20 protein-coding genes and 2 rRNA genes (1 of these 22 cut by a window edge) are annotated in these 22601 nt (G+C 71.6%); 6 read left to right on the forward strand and 16 right to left on the reverse strand.

Going from position 1 to position 22601, the window contains the following annotated elements; genetic code table 11:
* Nucleotides 1-222: 222 nt before the first annotated feature.
* Together CXR04_RS14625 and CXR04_RS14630 are read right to left on the reverse strand one after the other, a co-directional pair.
* Complete coding sequence (locus CXR04_RS14625; RefSeq protein ID WP_101422570.1) at nt 223-1161, reverse strand: DUF6924 domain-containing protein; 939 nt, start codon at nt 1159-1161, stop codon at nt 223-225.
* Between the two features lie 82 nt (nt 1162-1243).
* Nucleotides 1244-1858 (reverse strand): helix-turn-helix domain-containing protein, encoded by a 615-nt coding sequence (locus CXR04_RS14630; protein WP_101422572.1) that lies wholly within the window; start codon nt 1856-1858, stop codon nt 1244-1246.
* 55 nt (nt 1859-1913) lie between these two features.
* Here CXR04_RS14630 and CXR04_RS14635 point away from each other — a divergent pair, with 55 nt between their 5' ends.
* From CXR04_RS14635 to CXR04_RS14645, 3 genes are all read left to right on the forward strand, one after another.
* Complete coding sequence (locus CXR04_RS14635) at nt 1914-3011, forward strand: NAD(P)/FAD-dependent oxidoreductase (RefSeq protein WP_234380765.1); 1098 nt, start codon at nt 1914-1916, stop codon at nt 3009-3011.
* A gap of 41 nt (nt 3012-3052) precedes the next feature.
* On the forward strand, nt 3053-3703 hold the full coding sequence (locus CXR04_RS14640) for a class I SAM-dependent methyltransferase (RefSeq protein ID WP_101422576.1): 651 nt from the start codon (nt 3053-3055) through the stop codon (nt 3701-3703).
* Nucleotides 3704-3880: 177 nt separating this feature from the next.
* On the forward strand, nt 3881-4381 hold the full coding sequence (locus CXR04_RS14645; protein ID WP_159072321.1) for a hypothetical protein: 501 nt from the start codon (nt 3881-3883) through the stop codon (nt 4379-4381).
* Here the strand turns inward: CXR04_RS14645 and hemB are convergent.
* From hemB to CXR04_RS14675, 6 genes are all read right to left on the reverse strand, one after another.
* Complete coding sequence (gene hemB / locus CXR04_RS14650; RefSeq protein WP_234380766.1) at nt 4311-5246, reverse strand: porphobilinogen synthase; 936 nt, start codon at nt 5244-5246, stop codon at nt 4311-4313. The two genes, CXR04_RS14645 and hemB, sit on opposite strands and share 71 nt — an antisense overlap.
* Before the next feature lie 226 nt (nt 5247-5472).
* Nucleotides 5473-7206, reverse strand: coding sequence for a uroporphyrinogen-III synthase (locus CXR04_RS14655; protein ID WP_442802377.1), 1734 nt, complete (start codon nt 7204-7206; stop codon nt 5473-5475).
* Nucleotides 7203-8249, reverse strand: a complete 1047-nt coding sequence (hemC, locus tag CXR04_RS14660; protein ID WP_101422580.1) for a hydroxymethylbilane synthase — start codon at nt 8247-8249, stop codon at nt 7203-7205. The genes CXR04_RS14655 and hemC overlap by 4 nt, the downstream gene beginning before the upstream one ends.
* Nucleotides 8246-9694, reverse strand: coding sequence for a glutamyl-tRNA reductase (locus CXR04_RS14665; RefSeq protein ID WP_101422581.1), 1449 nt, complete (start codon nt 9692-9694; stop codon nt 8246-8248). The genes hemC and CXR04_RS14665 overlap by 4 nt, the downstream gene beginning before the upstream one ends.
* A complete protein-coding gene (locus CXR04_RS14670) occupies nt 9691-10503 on the reverse strand; it encodes a redox-sensing transcriptional repressor Rex (RefSeq protein ID WP_101422582.1) in 813 nt (270 codons plus the stop codon). The genes CXR04_RS14665 and CXR04_RS14670 overlap by 4 nt, the downstream gene beginning before the upstream one ends.
* A gap of 143 nt (nt 10504-10646) precedes the next feature.
* Nucleotides 10647-10931, reverse strand: coding sequence for a glutaredoxin family protein (locus CXR04_RS14675; protein ID WP_101426375.1), 285 nt, complete (start codon nt 10929-10931; stop codon nt 10647-10649).
* Nucleotides 10932-11123: 192 nt separating this feature from the next.
* Between CXR04_RS14675 and CXR04_RS14680 the strand changes: the two genes are divergently transcribed.
* From CXR04_RS14680 to CXR04_RS14690, 3 genes are all read left to right on the forward strand, one after another.
* A complete protein-coding gene (locus CXR04_RS14680) occupies nt 11124-12107 on the forward strand; it encodes an HAD family hydrolase (protein ID WP_101422584.1) in 984 nt (327 codons plus the stop codon).
* Nucleotides 12108-12444: 337 nt separating this feature from the next.
* Nucleotides 12445-13251, forward strand: a complete 807-nt coding sequence (locus CXR04_RS14685; RefSeq protein ID WP_101422585.1) for an ECF subfamily RNA polymerase sigma factor, BldN family — start codon at nt 12445-12447, stop codon at nt 13249-13251.
* Between the two features lie 230 nt (nt 13252-13481).
* On the forward strand, nt 13482-14696 hold the full coding sequence (locus tag CXR04_RS14690; RefSeq protein ID WP_101422587.1) for a DUF5667 domain-containing protein: 1215 nt from the start codon (nt 13482-13484) through the stop codon (nt 14694-14696).
* Between the two features lie 37 nt (nt 14697-14733).
* On the opposite strand, the gene CXR04_RS14695 is transcribed toward CXR04_RS14690, so the two are convergent.
* The 8 genes from CXR04_RS14695 to CXR04_RS14730 form a co-directional block, all read right to left on the reverse strand.
* The gene (locus CXR04_RS14695; protein WP_101422589.1) at nt 14734-15909 is read right to left on the reverse strand and encodes a lysophospholipid acyltransferase family protein; all 1176 of its coding nucleotides are present in this window, start codon (nt 15907-15909) and stop codon (nt 14734-14736) included.
* Nucleotides 15902-16990, reverse strand: coding sequence for an NAD-dependent epimerase/dehydratase family protein (locus CXR04_RS14700; protein WP_101422591.1), 1089 nt, complete (start codon nt 16988-16990; stop codon nt 15902-15904). The genes CXR04_RS14695 and CXR04_RS14700 overlap by 8 nt, the downstream gene beginning before the upstream one ends.
* Nucleotides 16991-17128: 138 nt before the next feature.
* A complete protein-coding gene (locus CXR04_RS14705; protein ID WP_003948845.1) occupies nt 17129-17227 on the reverse strand; it encodes a 30S ribosomal protein bS22 in 99 nt (32 codons plus the stop codon).
* 125 nt (nt 17228-17352) lie between these two features.
* Nucleotides 17353-17562, reverse strand: a complete 210-nt coding sequence (locus CXR04_RS14710) for a helix-turn-helix domain-containing protein (protein WP_158691643.1) — start codon at nt 17560-17562, stop codon at nt 17353-17355.
* 128 nt (nt 17563-17690) lie between these two features.
* Entirely contained in the window at nt 17691-18509 is an 819-nt protein-coding gene (locus CXR04_RS14715) for a phosphatase (RefSeq protein ID WP_101426376.1), read from the reverse strand.
* Nucleotides 18510-18596: 87 nt separating this feature from the next.
* On the reverse strand, nt 18597-19766 hold the full coding sequence (locus tag CXR04_RS14720; RefSeq protein WP_101422593.1) for an acetoin utilization protein AcuC: 1170 nt from the start codon (nt 19764-19766) through the stop codon (nt 18597-18599).
* Nucleotides 19767-19828: 62 nt separating this feature from the next.
* A 5S ribosomal RNA gene (gene rrf / locus CXR04_RS14725) occupies nt 19829-19945 on the reverse strand.
* A gap of 111 nt (nt 19946-20056) precedes the next feature.
* Nucleotides 20057-22601: ribosomal RNA gene (locus tag CXR04_RS14730) — 23S ribosomal RNA — on the reverse strand (it continues 584 nt past the right edge of the window).

Genomic DNA, 22601 nt, shown 5'->3' on the forward strand with positions numbered 1-22601 from the left:
GCGCAGGGGGTACCGGACACGCCCCCAGGGCGTAGGGGGAGGCCGGCGCGTGCGATCGCAAGGCGGAGGGCCGACCGCACAGTGGGCCTGTCCGGTCGATCCCGACAACGCAGCGAGCGGGCGTGCCAGGCTCCCCCACAGCGCGCTGCGCGCACATGGGCGGTACCCCCAGCCGCAGACGGAAGATCGAAGACAGACCCTGGAACCGCCCGCCGGGCGCGCCTACGCCTCCTCCCACCACGGCTGCACGCCCTCCACGGCGACGTAGTCGAAGAAGTCCATGTTGGCGATCTCCAGGTTGCAGACCATGGAGCCCGCTTGGCGCCACGGCAGGACCGCGATGTGGCCCGGGGCGTCGTCGAGATCGACGGCGACCACCGGCCGTCCTCCCGCCCCGGCGAAGGTGCCGGCGTCGGCGAGTGCGACCAGCACGGTGTGCTCCCCGGGCGGGACGAGCGCCGGGACCGCGCCGGGCGGCAGGCCCGCGTAGGCCGGGTCGTCCACGACCAGCGCCGTCAGCGGGTAGTTGTCCACGTCGATGTCGTCCGGGTCGATGTCCGCGCCGACCCAGCCGTCCGCGTCGGTCCCGCCCAGCTCGGCCAGCAGGGCGCGCCAGCCGTCGTCGTCCTCGAAGGAGGTACGGACCAGCAGGGCGCCGTCGGTGACGGGCAGGGCCGGGAAGGCCCGGGGCGGCGGGGTCGTCGGCGCGGGGAAGGCCGGACGCCCGGCGTCGCCCTGGTAGGTGCCCTGACTGTCCATCGCGCGGACGAGATCGTCGAACACGAGCGTCCCGCCGAGCAGGGCCCCCAGGATCTCGCCGAGCCGGTCCGCCACGACCCGGACCCCGCGCCCCGGTATCGCCGCCAGGTCCACCAGCAGCGGCTCGCCGCCGTAGACCGCGGCGCTGTCCACCAGGACGGCGACGGGCGCGGCGGATCCGCCGCGCGGGAGGAGCGCGGGCACGTTCCCGCCGCGCAGGCCGTCCCAGCCGGCGTCGACGACGCGGCGCAGCCGCACCGGGCCGCCGCCGTCCGGGACGGTCGCGGCGCCGTCCCCGGTCCGGTCGCGCAGCTCGCCCCAGCAGGGCTCGCCCTCGTCGTAGTACGTGCAGATCACCAGCACCTCGCCGGACGCGGTCCGGGGCAGCTCCGGGTAGGACATGACTTCCCTTTCGACGGTTCGCCGCAAGATGTCGGGGAAGCTATCGCGCCGCACTGACAGCGGCCGCCGGCCGGCTCCTCCGCTACGGGGCCGACTTCGGGCGGGCGCGCAGGTGGGCGCGTTCGCCCTGGCCGCCGAAGAGGCTGAGGAACTCCACGGGTTCGTCGTCCGCCGCGCCGAACCAGTGCGGTACGCGGGTGTCGAACTCGGCCGCCTCGCCGGGTTCCAGGATCAGGTCGTGCTCGCCGAGCACGACGCGCAGCCGGCCGTTCATCACGTACATCCACTCGTAGCCCTCGTGGGTGCGCAGGTCAGGCTCCCGGCGCCCGCTGCCCGCGGGCAGGATCAGCTTGAACGCCTGGATGCCGCCGGCCCGGCGGGACAGCGGCAGCATCGTCATGCCGTTGCGGGTGACCGGGCGCAGGTGGATGCGGGGGTCGCCGGTGGGCGGGGCGCCGACGAGCTCGTCGAGCGTGACGCCGTGGGCGCGGGCCAGCGGCAGCAGCAGCTCCAGCGTGGGGCGGCGGCTGCCGGATTCCAGCCGCGACAGCGTGCTCACCGAAATCCCGGTGGCCGTGGCCAGCTCGGCGAGCGTCTGCTCGCGCTGGCGGCGCAGCTCGCGCAGGCGGGGGCCGACGGCGGTGAGCGCGGTGTCCAGCTCGCCGCCGGGGTCTGGGGTGCTGTCGGTGTCAGCCATACGAAGAGTTTGCCATATCGGCAACAGGGTTTGCGCATTCGGCGGTGTCGGCTGCATCGTCGGCGGCATGGAGGTGGTCGACGTGACCGAAAGGGCCGAGAGGGCCGGGATCGCCGAAGAGGCCGGGACCGCCGCGTGGGCGGAGGGCCGCGAGGCGGCCGACGAGCCGGCGGAGAGCTACGAGGCCGTGGTGGTCGGCGGCGGCGCGGCCGGGCTGACCGGTGCGCTGATGCTGGCCCGCTCCCGCCGCTCCGTGGCGGTGATCGATGCGGGCGCCCCGCGCAACGCCCCGGCGGACGGCGTACACGGGCTGCTGGGCCGCGAGGGCATGCCCCCGGGCGAGCTGCTGGCGCGCGGCCGGGCGGAGGTGCGCGGCTACGGGGGCCACGTGGTGCCCGGCGAGGTCACCGGGGTGGCCCGGGAGCCCGCGGCCGGCACCGGCGACGGCGGGCCCGGGGAGGGGGAGGGCGGGTTCGTGGTCACCCTCGCCGACGGCAGGTCCGTACGCGCCCGGCGGCTCCTTGTCACCACCGGCCTCGTCGACGAGCTGCCCCCCGTCCCCGGCGTGCGCGAGCGCTGGGGCCGGGACGTACTGCACTGCCCGTACTGCCACGGCTGGGAGGTCCGCGACCAGGCCATCGGCGTGCTGGCGACCGGGCCGATGGCGCTGCACCAGGCGCTGCTGTTCCGGCAGTTGAGCGCCGACGTCACGTACTTCGCGCACACCACCGAGCCCCCGGCGGGCGAGGACGCCGAGCAGTTGGACGCCCTCGGCGTGCGCGTCGTCACCGGCGAGGTCGCCGGCCTGGAGATCGCCGCCGACCGGCTCACCGGCGTACGCCTCGCGGACGGCACCGTCGTCCCCCGCCAGGCGCTCGCGGTGGCCCCGCGCATGGTGGCCCGCAGCGGGCTCCTGACCGCCCTCGGCCTCACCCCCGTCGCCCACCCGTCCGGCATGGGCGAGACCATCCCCGCCGACGCCACCGGCCGCACCGACGTACCGGGGGTGTGGGTCGCGGGCAACGTCACCGACATGACCGCCCAGGTCCACGCCGCGTCGTCGGCCGGCGCCATGGCCGGCGCGCAGATCAACGCGGACCTCGTCGCCGAGGACACCCGCCGGGCGGTCGCCGCCCGCCGGGTCGGCGTGTGACGTACGTACCGACCGAGACGACGACAGAGAGGGACACCAGGATGACGAACGCGACGGAAGAGTTCGGCGAGGCGTACTGGGAAGAGAAGTACCGCGCCCGCGACGCGATCTGGAGCGGCCGCCCCAACACCCAGCTCGTGGCCGAACTCGCCGAGCTGCCGCCCGGCACCGCCCTGGAGGCCGGCTGCGGCGAGGGCGCCGACGCCATCTGGCTCGCCGAGCGCGGCTGGCGGGTGACGGCGGTGGACATTTCCGCCACCGCGCTGGACCGGGCCCGCGCCCACGCCGAGGCGCGCGGCGCGGAGGTCGCGGGACGTATCACGTGGGTACGGGCCGACCTGACCGACTCCACCCCTGACGGTGCCCCCTTCGACCTGGTCACCACCCACTACGTCCACACCACCGCCTCCCGCCAGGCGCTCTTCGGCCGCCTCGCGGCGATGGTGGTCCCCGGCGGCACCCTGCTGGTCGTCGGCCACCACGAGACGGACCCCCGGGCCGCGGACATCGCCGAGGCCCACCCGGGCGTGCACTTCACCGCGGAGGACGTGGCGGCGGACCTGGCCACCGATTCCTGGGACATCGCCGTGGCGGAGGTCCGCACCCGCCGGGCCCCCGAAGGCCACGAACCCCACGGCCCCGACCAGCCGGCGGAACACCACGACGCGGTGCTGCGCGCACGGCGGCGCTGACTGCGGCGGTCCCTCCCGGGGCGGCTCCTCCGGCGACGGAGGAGCCGCCCGCGCCGGTCCCGGTGCCCGTCCCCGTACACGGCGCACGGCCCTCCCGGAGATCCGGGTGCCGCCCGTCCGGCGGTGCGGCAGGATGACCGCGCGGGACGATCGACGGCGACCGGCAGGCTGGGTTAAATGGCAACGAGACAGTGGGAGTTCCAGGATCTCCGCGGCCGGTACCCGGTCATGGCCCAGGCACTGGACAACCAGTGGCTGCCGCCCTCCGCCGCGGCGTCCCGGCAGGCGGCCACCGCCGGCTCCGGCCCGGACGACGCGCATCTCGCCGCGGCCTCCGCGGAACTCCGCCGGGCCCTGGTCAACAGCGGCACGCCGGTCGCCAACCGCGCCTACTTCCTCAACAACCCCGCGCTGTACGAGAACTTCGCCGCCGGCGCCGGCGCCGCCGCCGACGAGCGCCGCGCGTTCGCCCGCCTCCTCAACGACGGCAGCCTCGTACCCCTCCTGCTCGGCGAGCGCGACCCCGCGGAGCGCAAGCGTGGCGTGCAGGGGCCGACGAACGCGGCCGCCCGGCGCGTCACCGTAGCGGCCGCCCGGCCCCCGCGCGTCAGCCGCGCAGCTTCCGGGCCGCGTCCATCGCCCAGTACGTCAGGATCATCTGCGCCCCGGCCCGCCTGATCCCCGTCAGCGTCTCCATCATCGCCGCGTCCCGGTCGACCCAGCCGCGCTCCGCCGCCGCCTCGACCATCGCGTACTCGCCCGAGATCTGGTACGCCGCCACCGGCACGTCCGACTCGTCGGCGACCCGGCGCAGCACGTCCAGATACGGCCCGGCCGGCTTGACCATCACCATGTCGGCGCCCTCGGCGAGGTCGAGGGACAGCTCCCGCAGCGCCTCGCGGCCGTTCGGCGGGTCCTGCTGGTACGTCTTCCGGTCGCCCTTCAGCGAGGAGTTGATCGCCTGCCGGAAGGGGCCGAAGAAGGCGGAGGAGTACTTCACGGTGTACGCGAGGATCCCCGCGTCCTGGTGGCCCGCCCGGTCCAGGGCCTCGCGGATCACCGCGACCTGGCCGTCCATCATGCCGCTCGGCCCCAGCACGTGCGCCCCGGCGTCCGCCTGCACCACGGCCATCTCCGCGTACCGCTCAAGCGTCGCGTCGTTGTCGACCCGGCCGGCGGCGTCCAGCACCCCGCAGTGCCCGTGGTCGGTGGTCTCGTCCAGGCACACGTCGGACATGATCACCAGGTCGTCCCCGACCTCGGCCCGCACGTCGCGCAGCGCGACCTGGAGGATGCCGTCCGGGTCCGTGCCCGCCGAGCCGATCGCGTCCTTCTTGTGCTCCTCCGGCACACCGAAGAGCATGATCCCGCCGATGCCCGCGGCGACGGCCTCGGCGGCGGCCTTCTTCAGGGTGTCGCGGGTGTGCTGCACGACGCCGGGCATGGACGGGATCGGCGCCGGGTCGTCGATGCCTTCGCGTACGAAGGCGGGCAGGATCAGCTCCGCCGGGTGCAGCCTGGTCTCGGCGACCATGCGCCGCATCGCGGGCGTGGTGCGCAGCCGCCGCGGGCGGACGACGGGAACGGTGACGGGGCCGGGGTGCGGGGCGTCGGTGCCGGACACGTGTGCTTACCTCCGTGGTGCTCCGGGGCGGCCGGTGGCCGGCCCGGCGAGGGAGGGCACATCCGGACGCGCCCCCCACCGGGCCGCGGGGGGCCGGGTGGATCCCACCGTACGCCCCCGCGGTGACATCCCCGCCGGGCCCCCGTCAGCTCGTGGTCGTCGTCCGCGCCCGCCGCCGCGGCCTGCGCTCGCTGGGCCGGGTGACGTGCTCCCCGGCCTCGACCGCCGCCGCCCGGCGCCGCGCGCCGAACTCCGCCAGGGCCTCGGCCAGCCGGTGCACGGACGGCTCCGGCGCCATGACGTCGACGCGCAGCCCGTGCTCCTCCGCCGTCTTCGCCGTGGCCGGGCCGATACAGGCGATGACCGTGACGTTGTGCGGCTTGCCGGCGATGCCGACGAGGTTCCGTACCGTCGAGGACGAGGTGAACAGCACGGCGTCGAAACCGCCGCCCTTGATCGCCTCGCGGGTCTCGGCCGGCGGCGGCGACGCGCGCACCGTGCGGTACGCGGTGATGTCGTCGACCTCCCAGCCGAGGTCCTTCAGCCCCGCCACCAGCGTCTCGGTGGCGATGTCGGCCCGCGGCAGGAACACCCGGTCGATCGGGTCGAAGACCGGGTCGTAGGGCGGCCAGTCCTCCAGCAGCCCGTGCGACGACTGCTCGCCGCTGGGCTGCAGATCGGGCCGTACACCGAACTCCACCAGCGCCGCCGCCGTCTGCTCGCCGACCGCGGCGACCTTGATCCCGGCGAACGCGCGGGCGTCCAGCCCGTACTCCTCGAACTTCTCCCGCACCGCCTTGACGGCGTTGACGGACGTGAAGGCGATCCACTCGTACCGCCCGGTGACCAGGCCCTTGACCGCCCGCTCCATCTGCTGCGGGGTACGCGGCGGCTCCACGGCGATGGTCGGCACCTCGTGCGGCACGGCACCGTACGAGCGCAGTTGCTCGGACAGCGACGCCGCCTGCTCCTTCGTCCGCGGCACGAGCACGTGCCAGCCAAAGAGGGGCTTGGACTCGAACCAGGCCAACTGCTCGCGGCGGGCCGGCGCGCTCTGCTCGCCGACGACCGCTATGACCGCCTGCCCGGCGTCCGGCGACGGCAGCACCTTCGCGGCCTTCAGCACCTGCGCGACGCTGCCGAGCGTGGCGCTGAACGTCCGCTGCCGCGTCGTCGTGCCCGCGAGCGTGACCGTCATCGGGGTGTCCGGCTTGCGGCCCGCGGCGACCAGCTCGCGGGCCGTCGCGGCGGTGGCTTCCAGGGACGTCTGCACCACGAGCGTGCAGTCGCTGGCGCCCGCCTCGCCCCAGATCTGCTCCGAGGCGGTCGCGGCGTCCACGACGCGCACGTCCGTACCCTCGGGGTCGTGCAGCGGCACACCGGCGTACGCGGGCACGCCCACGGCGGTCGCGACCCCGGGCACCACCTCGAAGGAGACGCCCTCCGCGGCGCACGCGCGCATCGCCTGCGCGGCACCGCCGTCGAGGCCCGGATCACCCGCCACGGCATGCACGACCCGCCTGCCGGCGCGCGCGGCCTCCATGACAAGATGGCCTGCGTCAGCGGCCGTTGGCGGTTCGTCGTCCCCCGCGGCCGCCGGCGTATGCGCCGCGGGCGCAGCCGCCGCCGACGTGTGCGGCATGATCGCGCCGGCGCGCGCGTGGGCGCGTACGACGGCGAGGACCTTGGGGTCGGCGATCAGGACGTCTGCGGCAGACAGCGCTTCCACGGCGCGCAGCGTCAGCAGTCCGGGATCCCCGGGTCCTGCGCCCAGGAACGTGACGTGCCCGCGGGCGGCGGGCCCTGGCGGGCGGGCCGCGCCGGTCGCTGCGGTACGCGCCGACGCGCTGGCCTTACGGGTCGAAGGCGTGGGGCTCAAAGTCGCTCCCCCATCAGACCGGCCGCGCCCTTGGCGAGCATCTCTTCTGCGAGCTCGCTTCCGAGCGCCACGGCGTCGTCGTACGACGCCGGCACGGGGCCGGTGGCGGACATCTGCACCAGAGCGGAGCCGTCGGGGGTGCCGACGACGCCGCGCAGGCGCATCTCGGTGACAGTGGACGCTGTGCCCAGTGCGGCCCCGGAGGGACCCTCCGCGTGCAGGTCGGCGAGCGCGCCCACGGGCGCGCTGCAGCCGGCCTCCAGGGCGGCGAGCAGCGTCCGCTCGGCGGTGACGGCGACCCGCGTCTGCGGGTCGTCGAGCTCCGCGAGCTGGGCGGTCAGGTGCGCGCTCGACGAGGCGCACTCGACCGCCAGGGCCCCCTGGCCGGGGGCGGGCAAGACTGCGTCGAGGGGGATCAGCTCGGTGACCTCGGCCAGCCGGCCGAGGCGGCTGAGCCCCGCCGCGGCGAGCGCGACGGCGTCGAGCTCGCCCTTCTGTACGTACCCGATGCGGGTGTCGACGTTCCCGCGGACCGGGACGGTCTCTATCGCGCCGCCGAGGGAACGGGCCCAGGCGTGCAACTGGCAGGCGCGGCGCGCGGAACCGGTGCCGATACGCGGCCGGGCGCCGGCGGCGAGCAGGTCCTCGAAGCCGAGGCCGTCGCGGGCGACGAGCACGTCCCGCGGATCCTCGCGGGGCGGCACGGCGGCGATGACCAGCTCCTCGGGCTGCGTGGTCGGCAGGTCCTTCAGCGAGTGCACCGCGAGGTCCGCCTCGCCGTGCACCACGGCCTCGCGCAGGGCGGCGACGAAGACGCCCTGGCCGCCGATCTCGGACAGGTGCTGCCGGGACACGTCCCCGTACGTGGTGATCTCGACCAGCTCGACGGAGCGCCCGGTGAGACGGCGTACCGATTCGGCAACCTGCTCGGACTGCGCGAGGGCGAGCCTGCTGCGCCGCGTGCCGAGGCGCAACGGGCGCTGGAAGCGCGGGGCTTCCTGCGCCCCGGCCCCCTTCGCCTGCGTCGGCTTGGCTGCGGTCATGACGGCTCCCGTTCACTGCGTGCGCTGGCCGCCGCGCGGCCGGAGTCCGCGCGGCTGACGGCGTCGACGGTGGCCGGGTCGAGGTCGAAGAGCTCCCGCAGGGCGTCCGCGTACCCCGCTCCACCGGGGGTGGCGGCCAGCTCCTTGACCCGTACGGTCGGCGCGTGCAGCAGCTTGTCCACGACGCGGCGCACGGTCTGCGCCACCTCGGCCCGCTGACGTTCGTCGAGCCCGGGCAGCCTACCCTCCAAACGGGCGATCTCGCCCGCCACGACGTCCTGGGCCATGGTCCGCAGCGCGACCACGGTGGGCGTGATGCTGGCGGCGCGCTGCGCGGCGCCGAAGTCGTCGACCTCGCCGGCGACGATGGTCCGTACCTGGTCCACGTCGGCGGCCATGGGCGCATCGGCGGAGGCGCCGGCGAGAGCCTCGATGTCGACGAACCGCACCCCGGGCGTCTCGTGCAGCGCGTGATCGATATCACGCGGCATGGCCAGGTCAAGCAGAGCGAGAGGGGTGTCCCCGGCGCGGCGGTCCAGTGCGCCGCGTACCTCGTCGGCCGTCAGCACCAGGCCCGTCGCGCCCGTACAGGAGACGACCACGTCCGCCGTCACCAGCTCGTCCGCGATCTCCTCCACCCGCACCGCACGGGCCGTCGCCGCGGCCCCCGCGGACCCGGGCTGCGACGGGATCGTCCCCGCCGTGCCCGCCGCGGGCGAACCCGTACCCCAGCCGCCCGCGACCGCGGATCCCGCATTCAGGCTCGCCGCCAGGCGCTCCGCGCGCTCGTACGTGCGGTTGGCGATGACCAGCTCCGCCAGCCCCGCCCGCGCCAGCGTCGTCGCCGCCAGCGACGACATGGAGCCCGCGCCGATCACCAGCGCGCGGCGGCCCGCCACCCACTCGGCCACCGGGGCGCCGGCCGCGAGCTGCGCCAGCCCGAACGAGACCAGCGACTGCCCCGCCTTGTCGATCCCCGTCTCGCTGTGCGCCCGCTTGCCGACCCGCAGCGCCTGCTGGAACAGGTCGTTCAGCGTCCGGCCCGCGGTGTGCAGCCGCTGCCCGAGCGCGAGGGAGTCCTTGATCTGGCCGAGGATCTGCCCCTCGCCGACGACCATGGAGTCCAGCCCGCAGCCCACCGTGAACAGGTGGTGCACGGCGCGGTCCTCGTAGTGCACGTACAGGTGCGGCGTCAGCTCCTCCAGGCTCGCGCCCGCGTGCTGCGCCAGCAGCGTCGACAGCTCGGCGACGCCCGCGTGGAACTTGTCCACCGCGGCGTACAGCTCGATCCGGTTGCACGTGGCGAGCACCGCCGCCTCCGTGACCGGAGCCGCCGCCACCGCGTCCGCGAGCAGCTTCGCGCGCGCGTCGGGCGCGAGCGAGGCCCGCTCCAGCACGCTCACGGGCGCGCTGCGGTGGCTGAGGCCGACGACGAGGACACTCATGCGGGCATCACGGCGGGCACGTCCCCGTCGGGCCCCTGCCCGGTGCGCTTCTTCGCGGCGGTGGTGGGGCCCGCCGCCGCGTCGGCCTCGGACGTGCCGCCCTGTGCCGCGGCGGCCGCCGCCTCGGCCTCGCGCAGCTCCGCCTCCTCGCCGGCCTTGCGCTGCTCGTGGAAGGCGAGGATCTGCAGCTCTATCGAGAGGTCGACCTTGCGCACGTCGACGCCCTCGGGGACGTTCAGCACGGTCGGCGCGAAGTTGAGGATCGAGGTGACGCCCGCCTCCACCAGCCGGTTGCAGACGGCCTGCGCGGCGCCCGCGGGGGTGGCGATGACGCCGATCGAGACGCCGCTCTCCTTGATCAGCGGCTCCAGTTCGTCGGTGTGCCGCACGGTCAGGCCCGCGACCTGCTTGCCGGTCATGGCCCGGTCGGCGTCGATGAGCCCGGCGACGCGGAAGCCGCGGGAGGCGAAGCCGCCGTAGCCGGCGAGGGCGGCGCCGAGGTTACCGATACCGACGATGACCACGGGCCAGTCCTGGGTCAGGCCCAGCTCGCGGGAGATCTGGTAGACGAGGTACTCGACGTCGTAGCCGACCCCGCGGGTGCCGTAGGAGCCGAGATACGAGAAGTCCTTGCGCAGCTTCGCCGAGTTGACGCCGGCGGCGGCGGCCAGTTCCTCGGAGGAGACCGTGGGCACGGAGCGCTCCGAGAGCGCCGTGAGGGCCCGCAGATACAGCGGGAGCCGGGCGACGGTGGCCTCGGGGATCCCTCGGCTTCGGGTCGCCGTTCGGTGAGTTCGGCCAGTTGCCACAGTGCTCCTGACGCTAGCGCGGTGCCGCGTACGGCCCGCCGGGGCGAAACCGCACTGATGAGAGAAGGCTATGCCTTTGTGAACGCGTGCACAAAGATGGTGTCCGCTTTGTCCGGGCAAAGTGACGGGCGTCACCCCGCGGGTCACGACCGCAGCGCCCGCCGCAGCCTCTCCGGGTCGACCCGCCAGAAGTCGTGCTGCTCACCGTCCACGAGGACCACCGGGATCTGCTCCCAGTAGCGCCGGTACAACTCCTCGTCCCGCGTGATGTCCCGCTCCTCCCAGCCGGCCCCCAGCTCCGCGCAGACGGAGACGACCACCTCGCGCGCCTCGTCGCACAGGTGGCAACCGGGCTTGCCGATGAGGGTCACGATCCGGTCGGCGGGGGCGGGCGCGGAGACGGCGGTCCTACGTCGCAACAGGCTCATGTCATCGATTGTGCCGTCCTGCACGAGCATCCGGAGCCGTCCGTAAGCGAGCAGAACAGGACATAGAGCGGGCACACAACGAAAGAAGCCGGGCAAGGGGCGTACACAGGCGGGCAGGAACCACCCGGGAGTTCACGCGCGCGTCCGCGGAGGCCCAGCCCCTCGACACCGGTTGGCCCGCCTCGCACCGTTATGCTCATCGGCATGGCCGCATTCGGATGGCTCAGCCGCAGACGCCGCGCGACCGCGCGCAGCGTCGCGGCCGGCGAGGCCGCGGCCGAGGCGGCGCGCAAGACGTCGCAGGAGCTGGAGCACGCGGAAGCCGTACGCACGGAGGGCGTCACGCCGGACGGCGAAGCCGAGGCGGCAAAAGAGGACGAAGAACCGGACTTCCCCGTCCACGGCGACGTGCACGCGGCGGCCTTCTTCGACCTCGACAACACGATCATGCAGGGCGCCGCGCTCTACCACTTCGGCCGCGGGCTCTACAAGCGCAAGTTCTTCCGCACCCGCGACCTCGCCCGGTTCGCCTGGCAGCAGGCGTACTTCCGCCTCGCCGGCGCCGAGCACTCGGGCCACATGGAGGACGCGCAGTCCAGCGCGCTCTCCATCGTGCAGGGCCATCGCGTCGCCGATCTCATGGAGATGGGCGAGGAGATCTACGACGAGTACATGGCCGAGCGCATCTGGCCCGGCACCCGCGCGCTGGCGCAGGCGCACCTCGACGCCGGCCAGAAGGTGTGGCTCGTCACCGCCGCCCCCGTCGAGACCGCGACGATCATCGCCCGCCGGCTCGGCCTGACCGGCGCGCTGGGCACGGTCGCGGAGTCCGTCGGCGGCGTCTACACCGGGCGGCTCGTCGGCGAGGTGCTGCACGGCCCCGCCAAGGCCGAGGCGGTACGGGCCCTCGCCGCCGCCGAGACGCTGGAGCTGGCGCGCTGCGCCGCGTACAGCGACTCGGCCAACGACATCCCGATGCTCTCCCTCGTCGGCCACCCGTACGCGATCAACCCCGATGCGCGGCTGCGCAAGCACGCGCGCGAACACGGATGGCGGCTGCGCGACTACCGTACGGGCCGCAAGGCGGCGAAGGTCGGCATCCCGGCCGCGGCGGGCGTCGGCGCGGTGGCGGGCGGCGCGGCCGCGGCGGCCGCCCTGCAGCGCCGCCGCCGCTGAATCGAGCGCACTTGTACACCCCCCGGCCGGCGCCCCCGGCCCCGCGGTCAACGGGGCGCCGGCAGCTTACCCGTGACCGATTCCTCCGGGAAACACACAACACGCCCGTGAACCAGGCAGTTCGTGTCACTTACCGATCAAACTCAATCCGGCGGCTGATACTTGAGGGGTCGTCAATAGGCTACAGATCGGACGGAAACGGTGATTTGAGCAACTGGAGGTAGCGCACCCGACACGAAGCGTTATTCTCCTCAGACGCAATCCGGTGCCCGCACATACCTACGTCGGTCAACGGTCCCGCACTGAACGTGATGGAAGCACTGCCTCTGGGAGTCCCGTGTACCCATACGTCGGGGTTGACGCCTCAGGCCTGGCTACGCTGCGCGCGCAGGTAATCGAGCAACTGCGCCTCTTCTCGCCCGCCCTGGCCGTCGCCGGCCCCGCCGCGAGTCCCGCCGCCGGTCCGGTCGCGGGCCCCGCCTACGCCCTCACCGACGGCAGCGCCGCCGTCGGCAGCAGACGCCGGCAGGCCGGCGGCGCGGGCACCCGCGAGCGTAACGGCAGGCAGACCAGGCAGCCGCAGCCCTCGACCGGCGACAGCCGCCGGATGATGGACCTGGTCGAGCGCGCCCAGTCCGGCGAGACCGAGGCGTTCGGCCGGCTCTACGACCAGTACGCCGACACCGTCTACCGCTACATCTACTACCGCGTCGGCGGCCGGGCGACGGCCGAGGACCTCACCTCGGAGACCTTCCTGCGCGCCCTGCGCCGGATCGGCACGTTCACCTGGCAGGGCCGCGACTTCGGCGCCTGGCTGGTGACGATCGCGCGCAACCTCGTCGCGGACCACTTCAAGTCCAGCCGGTTCCGGCTGGAGGTCACCACCGGCGAGATGCTCGACCCGAGCGAGACCGAGCGCAGCCCCGAGGACTCCGTGCTGGAGTCGCTGTCCAACACCGCGCTGCTGGAGACCGTCCGCAAGCTCAACCCGCAGCAGCAGGAGTGCGTGACCCTCCGCTTCCTCCAGGGGCTGTCGGTGGCCGAGACCGCCAAGGTGATGGGCAAGAACGAGGGCGCGATCAAGACCCTGCAGTACCGGGCGGTGCGCACCCTGGCCCGGCTGCTGCCGGACGACGCCCGCTGACGGGAAGCCATCTCCCTTGACTCTTCCGATACCCGGGGCGCCCGCGCCCACCGAAGTAGTATCAACGCCACCGCGTAACCCGACTGCCCTGCCCGTCGTTGAGCGGGTAGCAGGGCTTCTTCGGTCGCGTGTTGTCCACCCCGGCTCACCCCTTCGGGTGAAATGGGTCAAGGAGTACAACTACGCGGGCGGGATAGGGAGTCCCACACAAGACCCCGAGTCGACAGGAGGTGCCGCCCGTGATCGGATCCGTATCGGCACACCGGCGGGCGAACGCCTTCGCCCAGGCCCTTGATGAGGAGTCTCGGGCGCAGCAGGCGGAAGCGCCGGCGGCAGATCCCGAGCAGGCACGACTGCTGGGCCTGGCGGGGCAGCTCGCCTCGGTGCCGGGTCCGACCCTCGACCCCGAGGTGAAGACCGTCCAGCGGACCCGGCTCATCGCCGCCATGGAGGCAATGCTCGCCGAGGACACCGCGGAGAGCACCGAAGCCCCGCTGATCCCCGCGCCGCGCAAGCGCGGCGCCCACCGCGCGGCGGGACCGCTGTCCCGGCTGCGCCCGCACTCCCGGCTCTCCCGCGGCGTGGCCATCGGCGGCGCCGGTGTCGGCGTCGCCGCCGGCGCGTTCAGCGCCGCCGCGGCGGTCAGCTCCGACGCCCTCCCGGGCGACACCCTCTACGGCCTCAAGCGCGGCATGGAGGACCTGCGCCGCGGTATGGCCGACGGCGACACCGAGCGCGGCCGCATCTACCTCGACCAGGCCGGCACGCGGCTGAACGAGGCGCGGCGGCTGATGGAGCGCGGCCGCGCCGGCGACCTCGACGCCGAGTCGATGAGCGAGGTCCGCGAAGCCCTCGACAACGTACGGCACGACGCCGGCGAAGGCCGCAAGCTGCTGCGCGGCGCGTACGACGAGGACGGCTCGCTCGGCCCCATGCAGACCCTCTCCGCCTTCTCGCAGAAGAACGAGCGCAGTTGGCAGCAGTTGCGCGAGCGGCTCCCCGTCGAGCTGGGCGACCTGGGTGACGAGGTCAGCTCGGTGTTCGACGCCATAAAGCAGGACGTCGCCCCGCTGTCGTCACTGCTGCCGGGCCCCGAGGACGACACCTCCCCCAGCGGCAGCGCGCCGGGTACCGCGAGCACCGGCGGCGGCCACACCGACACCGACGAGACCGAGCCCGCCCCGTCGTCCACGGCCACCGCCGACGGCGAGGTGGGCGAGGACGGCGAGCCGAAGCCCAGCACCACCGAGGAGGACGGGCTGATCGGCGAGGACGGACTGATCGGCGGCGTCCTGCCCGACGAGGACGAGCCGGGCGGCCAGGAGACCGGCGGCAGCAGCACCACGCCCACCGAGCAGCCGCCCGGCAAGAAGAAGCCCGAGATCACCCTCCCGCCGCTGCTGCCGCTGCCCGACCTGGGCCTCGACTTCGGCGAGGAGGAGTAGGCGGCGCAGGGGAAGCAGGCGGAGCGGCGGTTACGGGTCAGAAGAAGACCGACCGCCGCTCGACGAGCAGCTTGTACAGCGTGTGCTGGATCGTCTCGCGCACCTGGTCGGTCAGGTTGAACATCAGCATCGGGTCGTCCGCCGCCTCCGGCGGATAGCCGTCCGTGGGGATCGGCTCGCCGAACTCGATCGTCCACTTCGTCGGCAGCGGTACGGCCCCGAGCGCGCCCAGCCACGGGAACGTCGGCGTCACCGGGAAGTACGGCAACCCGAGCAGCCGCGCCACCGTCTTGGCGTTGCCGAGCATCGGGTAGATCTCCTCCGCCCCGACGATCGAGCACGGCACGATCGGCGCCCCCGCCCGCAGCGCCGTCGAGACGAAGCCGCCGCGGCCGAAGCGCTGCAGCTTGTAGCGGTCGGCGAACGGCTTGCCGATCCCCTTGAACCCCTCCGGCATCACGCCGACGACCTCGCCCCGCGCCAGCAGCCGCGACGCGTCGTCGGCGCAGGCCAGCGTGTGCCCGCCCTTGCGGGCGAGCTGGTTGAAGAACGGCATCATGAAGACCAGGTCGGCCGCGAGCAGCCGCAGATGGCGGTCGGCGGGGTGGTGGTCGCGGACGGCGACCTGGGCCATCAACCCGTCCCAGGGCACCACGCCGGAGTGGTTGGCGACGACGAGCGCGCCGCCGGTGTCGGGGATGTTCTCGACGCCCTTGACGGTCACCCGGAAGTACTTCTCGAAGATCGGCCGGCAGAGCGGCACGAGCACCTGGTCGGTCAGCTCCGCGTCGAAGCCGAACTCGTCGACCTCGTAGTCGCCCGTCAGCCGCCGCCGCAGGAAGCCCAGCGCGTCCGTGGCCCGGCGCTCCCAGCCGCCGCCCAGGAGCCGCGGCAGCGCGCTCATGAGGGCGCTCTGCAGTGCCGCGGCGACCGCCTCCGCGGCCTCGGTGCCCGGCGGTGCCGCACGGTCCGCCGACCCGGCGCCATCCGCGGCACCCTCGTCCCCTGCGGGGTCCCCCGCCGTGTCCGTACGGTCCGCGCCCTCGTCGTCCGCGGACCCCTGCCCGCCGGGCAGCGCGGAGAGCGCCGCCTCCGCGCCCGCGGCGCCGCCGCCGTCCGCGCGCCGCGGCCGGCCGGCGCCGGACCGGCGCCTGGACTTGCCGCCGCCGCGGGAGCGGTCGTCGTCGAACGGAATGACCTTCGCGTCAGCCATCGGGCACCGACTCCTTCGCAACACCGTCCCCCTGCGCCGGGGTCCGCGCCCCCGGCAGCCCCAGCAGCTCGCCGACCGCGTCGACGGCCCGCCGCACCTCACGCGGCGGCAGCAGCCCCGCCGCCCGCCCGGCGGCGAAGTCGGCGAACGCCTCCGCCGTCGAGTACTCCGGCGTGAAGCCGAGCAGTTCACGCATCTGCGTCGTCTCCACGACCCGGCCGTGGGTCAGCAGCCGGATCTGCTCCGGCGAGAAGTCCGTCATGCCCGCGGACCGCAGCGCCGAGCCGACCCACGTCACCGCGGGCAGCGGCACCGGGACCGTGGGCCGGCCGAGCCGCCGGGCGGCCTGGGAGAGCAGCAGCACGCCCTCGCCTGCGATGTTGAACGTGCCGCTGTTGATCGTGCCGCGGCGCGGCTCGCCGGCCGCGAGCAGCAGCACCTCGATGACGTCGTCCTCGTGCACGAACTGCAGCCGCGGGTCGTAGCCGAGGACGGTGGGCAGGGCGGGCAGCGCCAGATACTCGGCGAGCGGCGTGTCCACGCCCCGGCCGAGGATGTTGGCGAACCGCAGCACGCACACGGCGACGTCGGGGCGGCGCCGGGCGAACCCGCGCACGTACCCCTCGACCTCCACCGCGTCCTTCGCGAAGCCGCCGCTGGGCAGCGCCTTGGGCGGCGTTCTCTCGGTGAACACGGCGGGGTCGCGGGGCGCGGAGCCGTAGACGCTGGTGGTGGACTTCACGACGAGCCGCCGCACGCGCGGCGCCTGCTGGCAGGCGCCGAGCAGTTGCATGGACCCGATGACGTTGTTCTCCTTGACCGCCCCCCGGCCGCCGCGGGTGAGCGGGGTGCCGGTGACGTCCATGTGCATCACGGTGTCGGCGCGGTGCTCGACGAGGATCCGGGCGAGCACGGGGTGGCGGATGTCCGCGGGAACGAAGTCGGCGCCGCCGAGCTCGTGCTCGGGTGCCCTGGCGTCGACGCCGATGACGCGGTCCACGTCCGACTCCCGCATGAGCCGGCGGACCAGGCGCCCGACCAGGGGGCGGGCGACGCCGGTGACGAGCACGGTTCTGCCCACTGGCCTTCGCCTTCCTCTCCCTGCCTGCCCGCACGCACGATCGCCCCACCGTATACGCAGGACAACGCGGCACCACGCACAACCGCCGCCCACCCGCCGGGAAAGGCGGATGGACGGCGGTACGGGTGCGGGCTACCGCTACTTCTTGTTGCGGCGCTGCACTCGCGTGCGCTTCAGCAGCTTGCGGTGCTTCTTCTTCGCCATCCGCTTACGCCGCTTCTTGATCACAGAGCCCACGGGTACCCTCGCTCACTTCGCTCCGTCGGGGTGGGCGGGCAAGGGCCCACACGTCTTACAGGGGCCCAAGCCTACCCGGGCGAGCTGGATTGACGTAATCGAGGGTGCGCAACCTGTCGGACCCGTCAGGCAGACTCCACCCCCACATACGACTCGCGGAGGTATTCGTGCACGGCCTGCTCCGGGACCCGGAAGGACCTCCCCACCCGGATCGCCGGCAGATGGCCGCTGTGCACCAATCGGTACACGGTCATCTTGGACACTCGCATCACCGCGGCTACTTCCGCCACGGTCAGGAACACAACCTCGTTGAGAGGCTTATCGCTTGCAGCCATGACACACCTGAACCTTCCGCACATGACGGACACCGGCTTCCCCTCCGGTGCCTCCTCCTCGCATGCGCGCTCCTCCCCAGATTAGGGGCGGGTGATGCAAGTGGGGAAGAGGAGTAGCGATCGCATGGCTACAGTGACAGACGGGCGTGTTTGAGCACATAGTCGGCCACCGGCCCGTAGCTGTCCGGTTGCACAGAGTCATCAAGTGGCACCACAACGGGCACTCGGCCCTCTACCTGGGCGACGAAGAGTGCCGGGTCGTCCGCATCCGCCAGACCGATGGCCTCGATGCCCAACTGACCAGCCCCGCAGGCCCATCCGTGGTCCCCCACCACCAGCCCGGGCAGCGGCCCGCCCGCGGCTGCGGCGGCACCGAGTGCCGCACGCAGGGGAAGCGGAGAGTGAGTATGGACCCCCCTGGTCGCGGGCCCGGAGAAGGGGTCCGGGTCGCCCAGAACGGCAACGGACTCGGGGTAGTTGAGGCGGTATGTACGTACGCCGAATCGGGTCGTTATGTCGACATCTCTGCCCTCACCGGGGGTGAGAACAACGCACCCAGCCGCCGAGAGCCCCGCAGCCAAGGGGGCGTAGAAGCCGAGGAGGCGGTCGGGGTGCCCGGTGCCGAACAGCACCGCCTCGCCGTCCCGCGCGGCGTCGCGCAGCCGCTCCGCGAAGGCGTGCAGGGCGTCGATCGTACGGTCCGGATCGATGACCTCGGCGCCCGAGATCCGGCCCGGATCCCCGCTCGTACCGCAGCGTTCCGCCATCAGCCGCAGCAACTCGGCCACCGACCAGTCGCGTTCCGGTTCCAGCCCGAGCAGCACCCGGGGGTCGCGGGCCGCGAACTGCTGATATCTGCGGAGGCTCTTGTCGCGGCTCGTCGCCACCGGCCCGGCGATCCCCGTCGCCAGCAGATGCCTACGCAACAAGGGTGCGTCGGTCAACACCCGACCCACTCTGGCCGCCCTTACGGGCGGAACGGGCGGCTTCGCGAATATTTCGCCCGCAAGAAAGCCGCGGCGGCACCGGCTGCTTCAGGGCAGCAGCCCGTGCGCCGGGAACGCCGTCCGCCGCGCGGCGCGCACCGCACGATCCAGCGCCGAGCCCGGGTCGTACCCCGCGTCCCAGTCCGCCCAGGAGGCGTCACGCCCGTCGGTCATCCGGTACGGGGCCTGCTGCCCGGTCCGCCGCAGCGCCTCGGCCCGCCAGCTCTCGGGGACCTCGGTGGCCGGAAGAACGGGGCGGCCGGCGGAGATGGCGCAGAGGTGCGCCCAGGAGCGCGGTACGACGTCCACGACGGCGTACCCGCCCCCGCCGAGCGCCAGCCACCGCCCGTCCGCGTGCTCGTGCGCCAGGGCGTGACACGTCTCCATCACCGCACGCTGTGCGTCCAGGCTGACGGCGAGGTGCGCCAGGGGGTCCTCGGCGTGCGTGTCGGCCCCGTGCTGCGACACGAGCACCTGGGGCCCCCAGGACGCCAGCAGCTCCGGCACGACGGCGTGGAACGCCCGCAGCCACCCCGCATCCCCGGTCCCGGCCGGCAGCGCGACGTTCACCGCCTGCCCCTCGGCCCCGGACCCACCGGTCTCCTCGGGCCAACCGGTCTGGGGGAAGAGCGTGCTGGGGTGCTCGTGGACGGAGATGGTCAGCACCCGCGGGTCATCCCAGAACGCCGCCTGTACGCCGTCGCCGTGGTGCACGTCCACATCCACGTACGCCACCCGCTCTACGCCCAGCTCCAGCAGCCGCGCGATGGCCAGCGCCGCATCGTTGTAGACGCAGAACCCCGAAGCAGCACCGGGCATCGCATGATGCAGCCCCCCGGCGAAGTTCACCGCGTGTACCGCCCGCCCGTCCCACACGGCTTCCGCCGCCGCCACGGACTGCCCGGCGATCAACGCCGACGCCTCGTGCATCCCCACGAACGCAGGATCGTCGACCGTCCCCAGCCCGTAGGACGGATCGGCTTCCACCGGCGCCTCGGAGGCCCGCCGCACGGCGTCGATGTAGTCCTGCCGGTGCACGAGCCGCAAGGTCGACTCGCCGGCCGCGGGGGCGGCGACGACGTCGACGGCCTTGTCGATCCCGAGTTCCTCGACGAGGCGCATGGTCAACGCCAACCGAACGGGATCCATGGGATGTTCAGGACCGAAGTCGTACGCGGTGACTGCCTGGTCCCACATCAGGTGCGCGCGGCCGCTCATATCGGCCACCGTAACGCACGAAAGCCGCCCCAAAGCGTTCGGGACGGCTCTCATGAAGAATTGTTCGGCGGTGACCTACTCTCCCACACGGTCCCCCATGCAGTACCATCGGCGCGGTCGGGCTTAGCTTCCGGGTTCGGAATGAGACCGGGCGTTTCCCCAACGCTATGACCACCGAAACCCTAAAAGGGTCAGCGAACAAGCACACTCTTCAATTAAGTGAACAAACTCAAGCCAACCCGACAACAATGGTTTGCTGTCTGGGAACAACACAGTGGACGCAAGCAGCTATGGACAAGCCCTCGGCCTATTAGTACCGGTCACCTCCACCCCTCACAGGGCTTCCAGATCCGGCCTATCAACCCCGTCGTCTACAGGGGGCCTTAACCCCACAAGGGGGTGGGAGTCCTCATCTCGAAGCAGGCTTCCCGCTTAGATGCTTTCAGCGGTTATCCCTCCCGAACGTAGCCAACCAGCCATGCCCTTGGCAGAACAACTGGCACACCAGAGGTCCGTCCGTCCCGGTCCTCTCGTACTAGGGACAGCCCTTCTCAAGACTCCTACGCGCGCAGCGGATAGGGACCGAACTGTCTCACGACGTTCTAAACCCAGCTCGCGTGCCGCTTTAATGGGCGAACAGCCCAACCCTTGGGACCGACTCCAGCCCCAGGATGCGACGAGCCGACATCGAGGTGCCAAACCATCCCGTCGATATGGACTCTTGGGGAAGATCAGCCTGTTATCCCCGGGGTACCTTTTATCCGTTGAGCGACGGCGCTCCCACAAGCCACCGCCGGATCACTAGTCCCTGCTTTCGCACCTGCTCGACCCGTCAGTCTCGCAGTCAAGCTCCCTTGTGCACTTACACTCACCACCTGATGACCAACCAGGCTGAGGGAACCTTTGGGCGCCTCCGTTACATTTTAGGAGGCAACCGCCCCAGTTAAACTACCCACCAGACACTGTCCCCGATCCGGATCACGGACCCAGGTTAGACATCCAACACGACCAGAGTGGTATTTCAACGACGACTCCACAACCACTGGCGTGGCCGCTTCACAGTCTCCCACCTATCCTACACAAGCCGAACCGAACACCAATATCAAGCTATAGTAAAGGTCCCGGGGTCTTTCCGTCCTGCTGCGCGAAACGAGCATCTTTACTCGTAATGCAATTTCACCGGGCCTATGGTTGAGACAGTCGAGAAGTCGTTACGCCATTCGTGCAGGTCGGAACTTACCCGACAAGGAATTTCGCTACCTTAGGATGGTTATAGTTACCACCGCCGTTTACTGGCGCTTAAGTTCTCAGCTTCGCCACCCCGAAGAATGACTAACCGGTCCCCTTAACGTTCCAGCACCGGGCAGGCGTCAGTCCGTATACATCGCCTTACAGCTTCGCACGGACCTGTGTTTTTAGTAAACAGTCGCTTCTCGCTGGTCTCTGCGGCCACCCCCGGCTCCCCGTGTAAAACGGATCACCGGAAACGGCCCCCCTTCTCCCGAAGTTACGGGGGCATTTTGCCGAGTTCCTTAACCATAGTTCACCCGAACGCCTCGGTATACTCTACCTGACCACCTGAGTCGGTTTAGGGTACGGGCCGCCATGAAACATCGCTAGAGGCTTTTCTCGACAGCATAGGATCATCCACTTCACCACAATCGGCTCGGCATCAGGTCTCACCCATAAAGTTGCGCGGATTTACCTGCACAACGGGCCACACCCTTACCCCGGGACAACCACCGCCCGGGCTGGACTACCTTCCTGCGTCACCCCATCACTCACCTACTACAAGCTCGGATCACCGGCTCCACCACACCCACCCTCACCCGAAGGATCAGACAGGGGGCTTCACGGGCTTAGCATCACCTGATTCGATGTCTGGCGCTTCACAGCGGGTACCGGAATATCAACCGGTTATCCATCGACTACGCCTGTCGGCCTCGCCTTAGGCCCCGACTTACCCTGGGCAGATCAACTTGACCCAGGAACCCTTAGTCAATCGGCGCACACGTTTCCCACGTGTGTATCGCTACTCATGCCTGCATTCTCACTCGTGAACCGTCCACCACTACCTTCCGGTGCAGCTTCACCCGGCACACGACGCTCCCCTACCCACTCACACATCCGTTAGGACTATTGCGTAAGTGACACGACTTCGGCGGTACGCTTGAGCCCCGCTACATTGTCGGCGCGGAATCACTTGACCAGTGAGCTATTACGCACTCTTTCAAGGATGGCTGCTTCTAAGCCAACCTCCTGGTTGTCTCTGCGACTCCACATCCTTTCCCACTTAGCATACGCTTAGGGGCCTTAGTCGATGCTCTGGGCTGTTTCCCTCTCGACCACGGAGCTTATCCCCCGCAGTCTCACTGCCGTGCTTAACTTACCGGCATTCGGAGTTTGGCTAAGGTCAGTAACCCGGTAAGGCCCATCGCCTATCCAGTAGCTCTACCTCCGGCAAGCAACACACGACGCTGCACCTAAATGCATTTCGGGGAGAACCAGCTATCACGGAGTTTGATTGGCCTTTCACCCCTAACCACAGGTCATCCCCCAGGTTTTCAACCCTGGTGGGTTCGGGCCTCCACGACCTCTTACAGCCGCTTCACCCTGCCCATGGCTAGATCACTCCGCTTCGGGTCTAGAGCGTGCAACTCAATCGCCCAGCTAGGACTCGCTTTCGCTACGGCTACCCCACACGGGTTAACCTCGCTACACACCGCTAACTCGCAGGCTCATTCTTCAAAAGGCACGCAGTCACGACACACAGCAACAAGTTGCTGCATGCGACGCTCCCACGGCTTGTAGGCACACGGTTTCAGGTACTCTTTC

The organism is Streptomyces sp. CMB-StM0423, from assembly GCF_002847285.1.
Taxonomy (GTDB): Bacteria; Actinomycetota; Actinomycetes; order Streptomycetales; family Streptomycetaceae; genus Streptomyces.

Excerpts from the sequence above, each read along its gene's own strand:
- CXR04_RS14625 (WP_101422570.1), bottom strand. The coding sequence starts at position 1,161 with ATGTCCTACCCGGAGCTGCCCCGGACCGCGTCCGGCGAGGTGCTGGTG.
- CXR04_RS14630 (WP_101422572.1), bottom strand. The coding sequence starts at position 1,858 with ATGGCTGACACCGACAGCACCCCAGACCCCGGCGGCGAGCTGGACACC.
- CXR04_RS14640 (WP_101422576.1), top strand. The coding sequence starts at position 3,053 with ATGACGAACGCGACGGAAGAGTTCGGCGAGGCGTACTGGGAAGAGAAG.
- CXR04_RS14645 (WP_159072321.1), top strand. The coding sequence starts at position 3,881 with ATGGCAACGAGACAGTGGGAGTTCCAGGATCTCCGCGGCCGGTACCCG.
- hemB (WP_234380766.1), bottom strand. The coding sequence starts at position 5,246 with ATGCGGCGCATGGTCGCCGAGACCAGGCTGCACCCGGCGGAGCTGATC.
- hemC (WP_101422580.1), bottom strand. The coding sequence starts at position 8,249 with ATGACCGCAGCCAAGCCGACGCAGGCGAAGGGGGCCGGGGCGCAGGAA.
- CXR04_RS14665 (WP_101422581.1), bottom strand. The coding sequence starts at position 9,694 with ATGAGTGTCCTCGTCGTCGGCCTCAGCCACCGCAGCGCGCCCGTGAGC.
- CXR04_RS14675 (WP_101426375.1), bottom strand. The coding sequence starts at position 10,931 with ATGAGCCTGTTGCGACGTAGGACCGCCGTCTCCGCGCCCGCCCCCGCC.
- CXR04_RS14680 (WP_101422584.1), top strand. The coding sequence starts at position 11,124 with ATGCTCATCGGCATGGCCGCATTCGGATGGCTCAGCCGCAGACGCCGC.
- CXR04_RS14695 (WP_101422589.1), bottom strand. The coding sequence starts at position 15,909 with ATGGCTGACGCGAAGGTCATTCCGTTCGACGACGACCGCTCCCGCGGC.
- CXR04_RS14710 (WP_158691643.1), bottom strand. The coding sequence starts at position 17,562 with ATGGCTGCAAGCGATAAGCCTCTCAACGAGGTTGTGTTCCTGACCGTG.
- CXR04_RS14720 (WP_101422593.1), bottom strand. The coding sequence starts at position 19,766 with ATGAGCGGCCGCGCGCACCTGATGTGGGACCAGGCAGTCACCGCGTAC.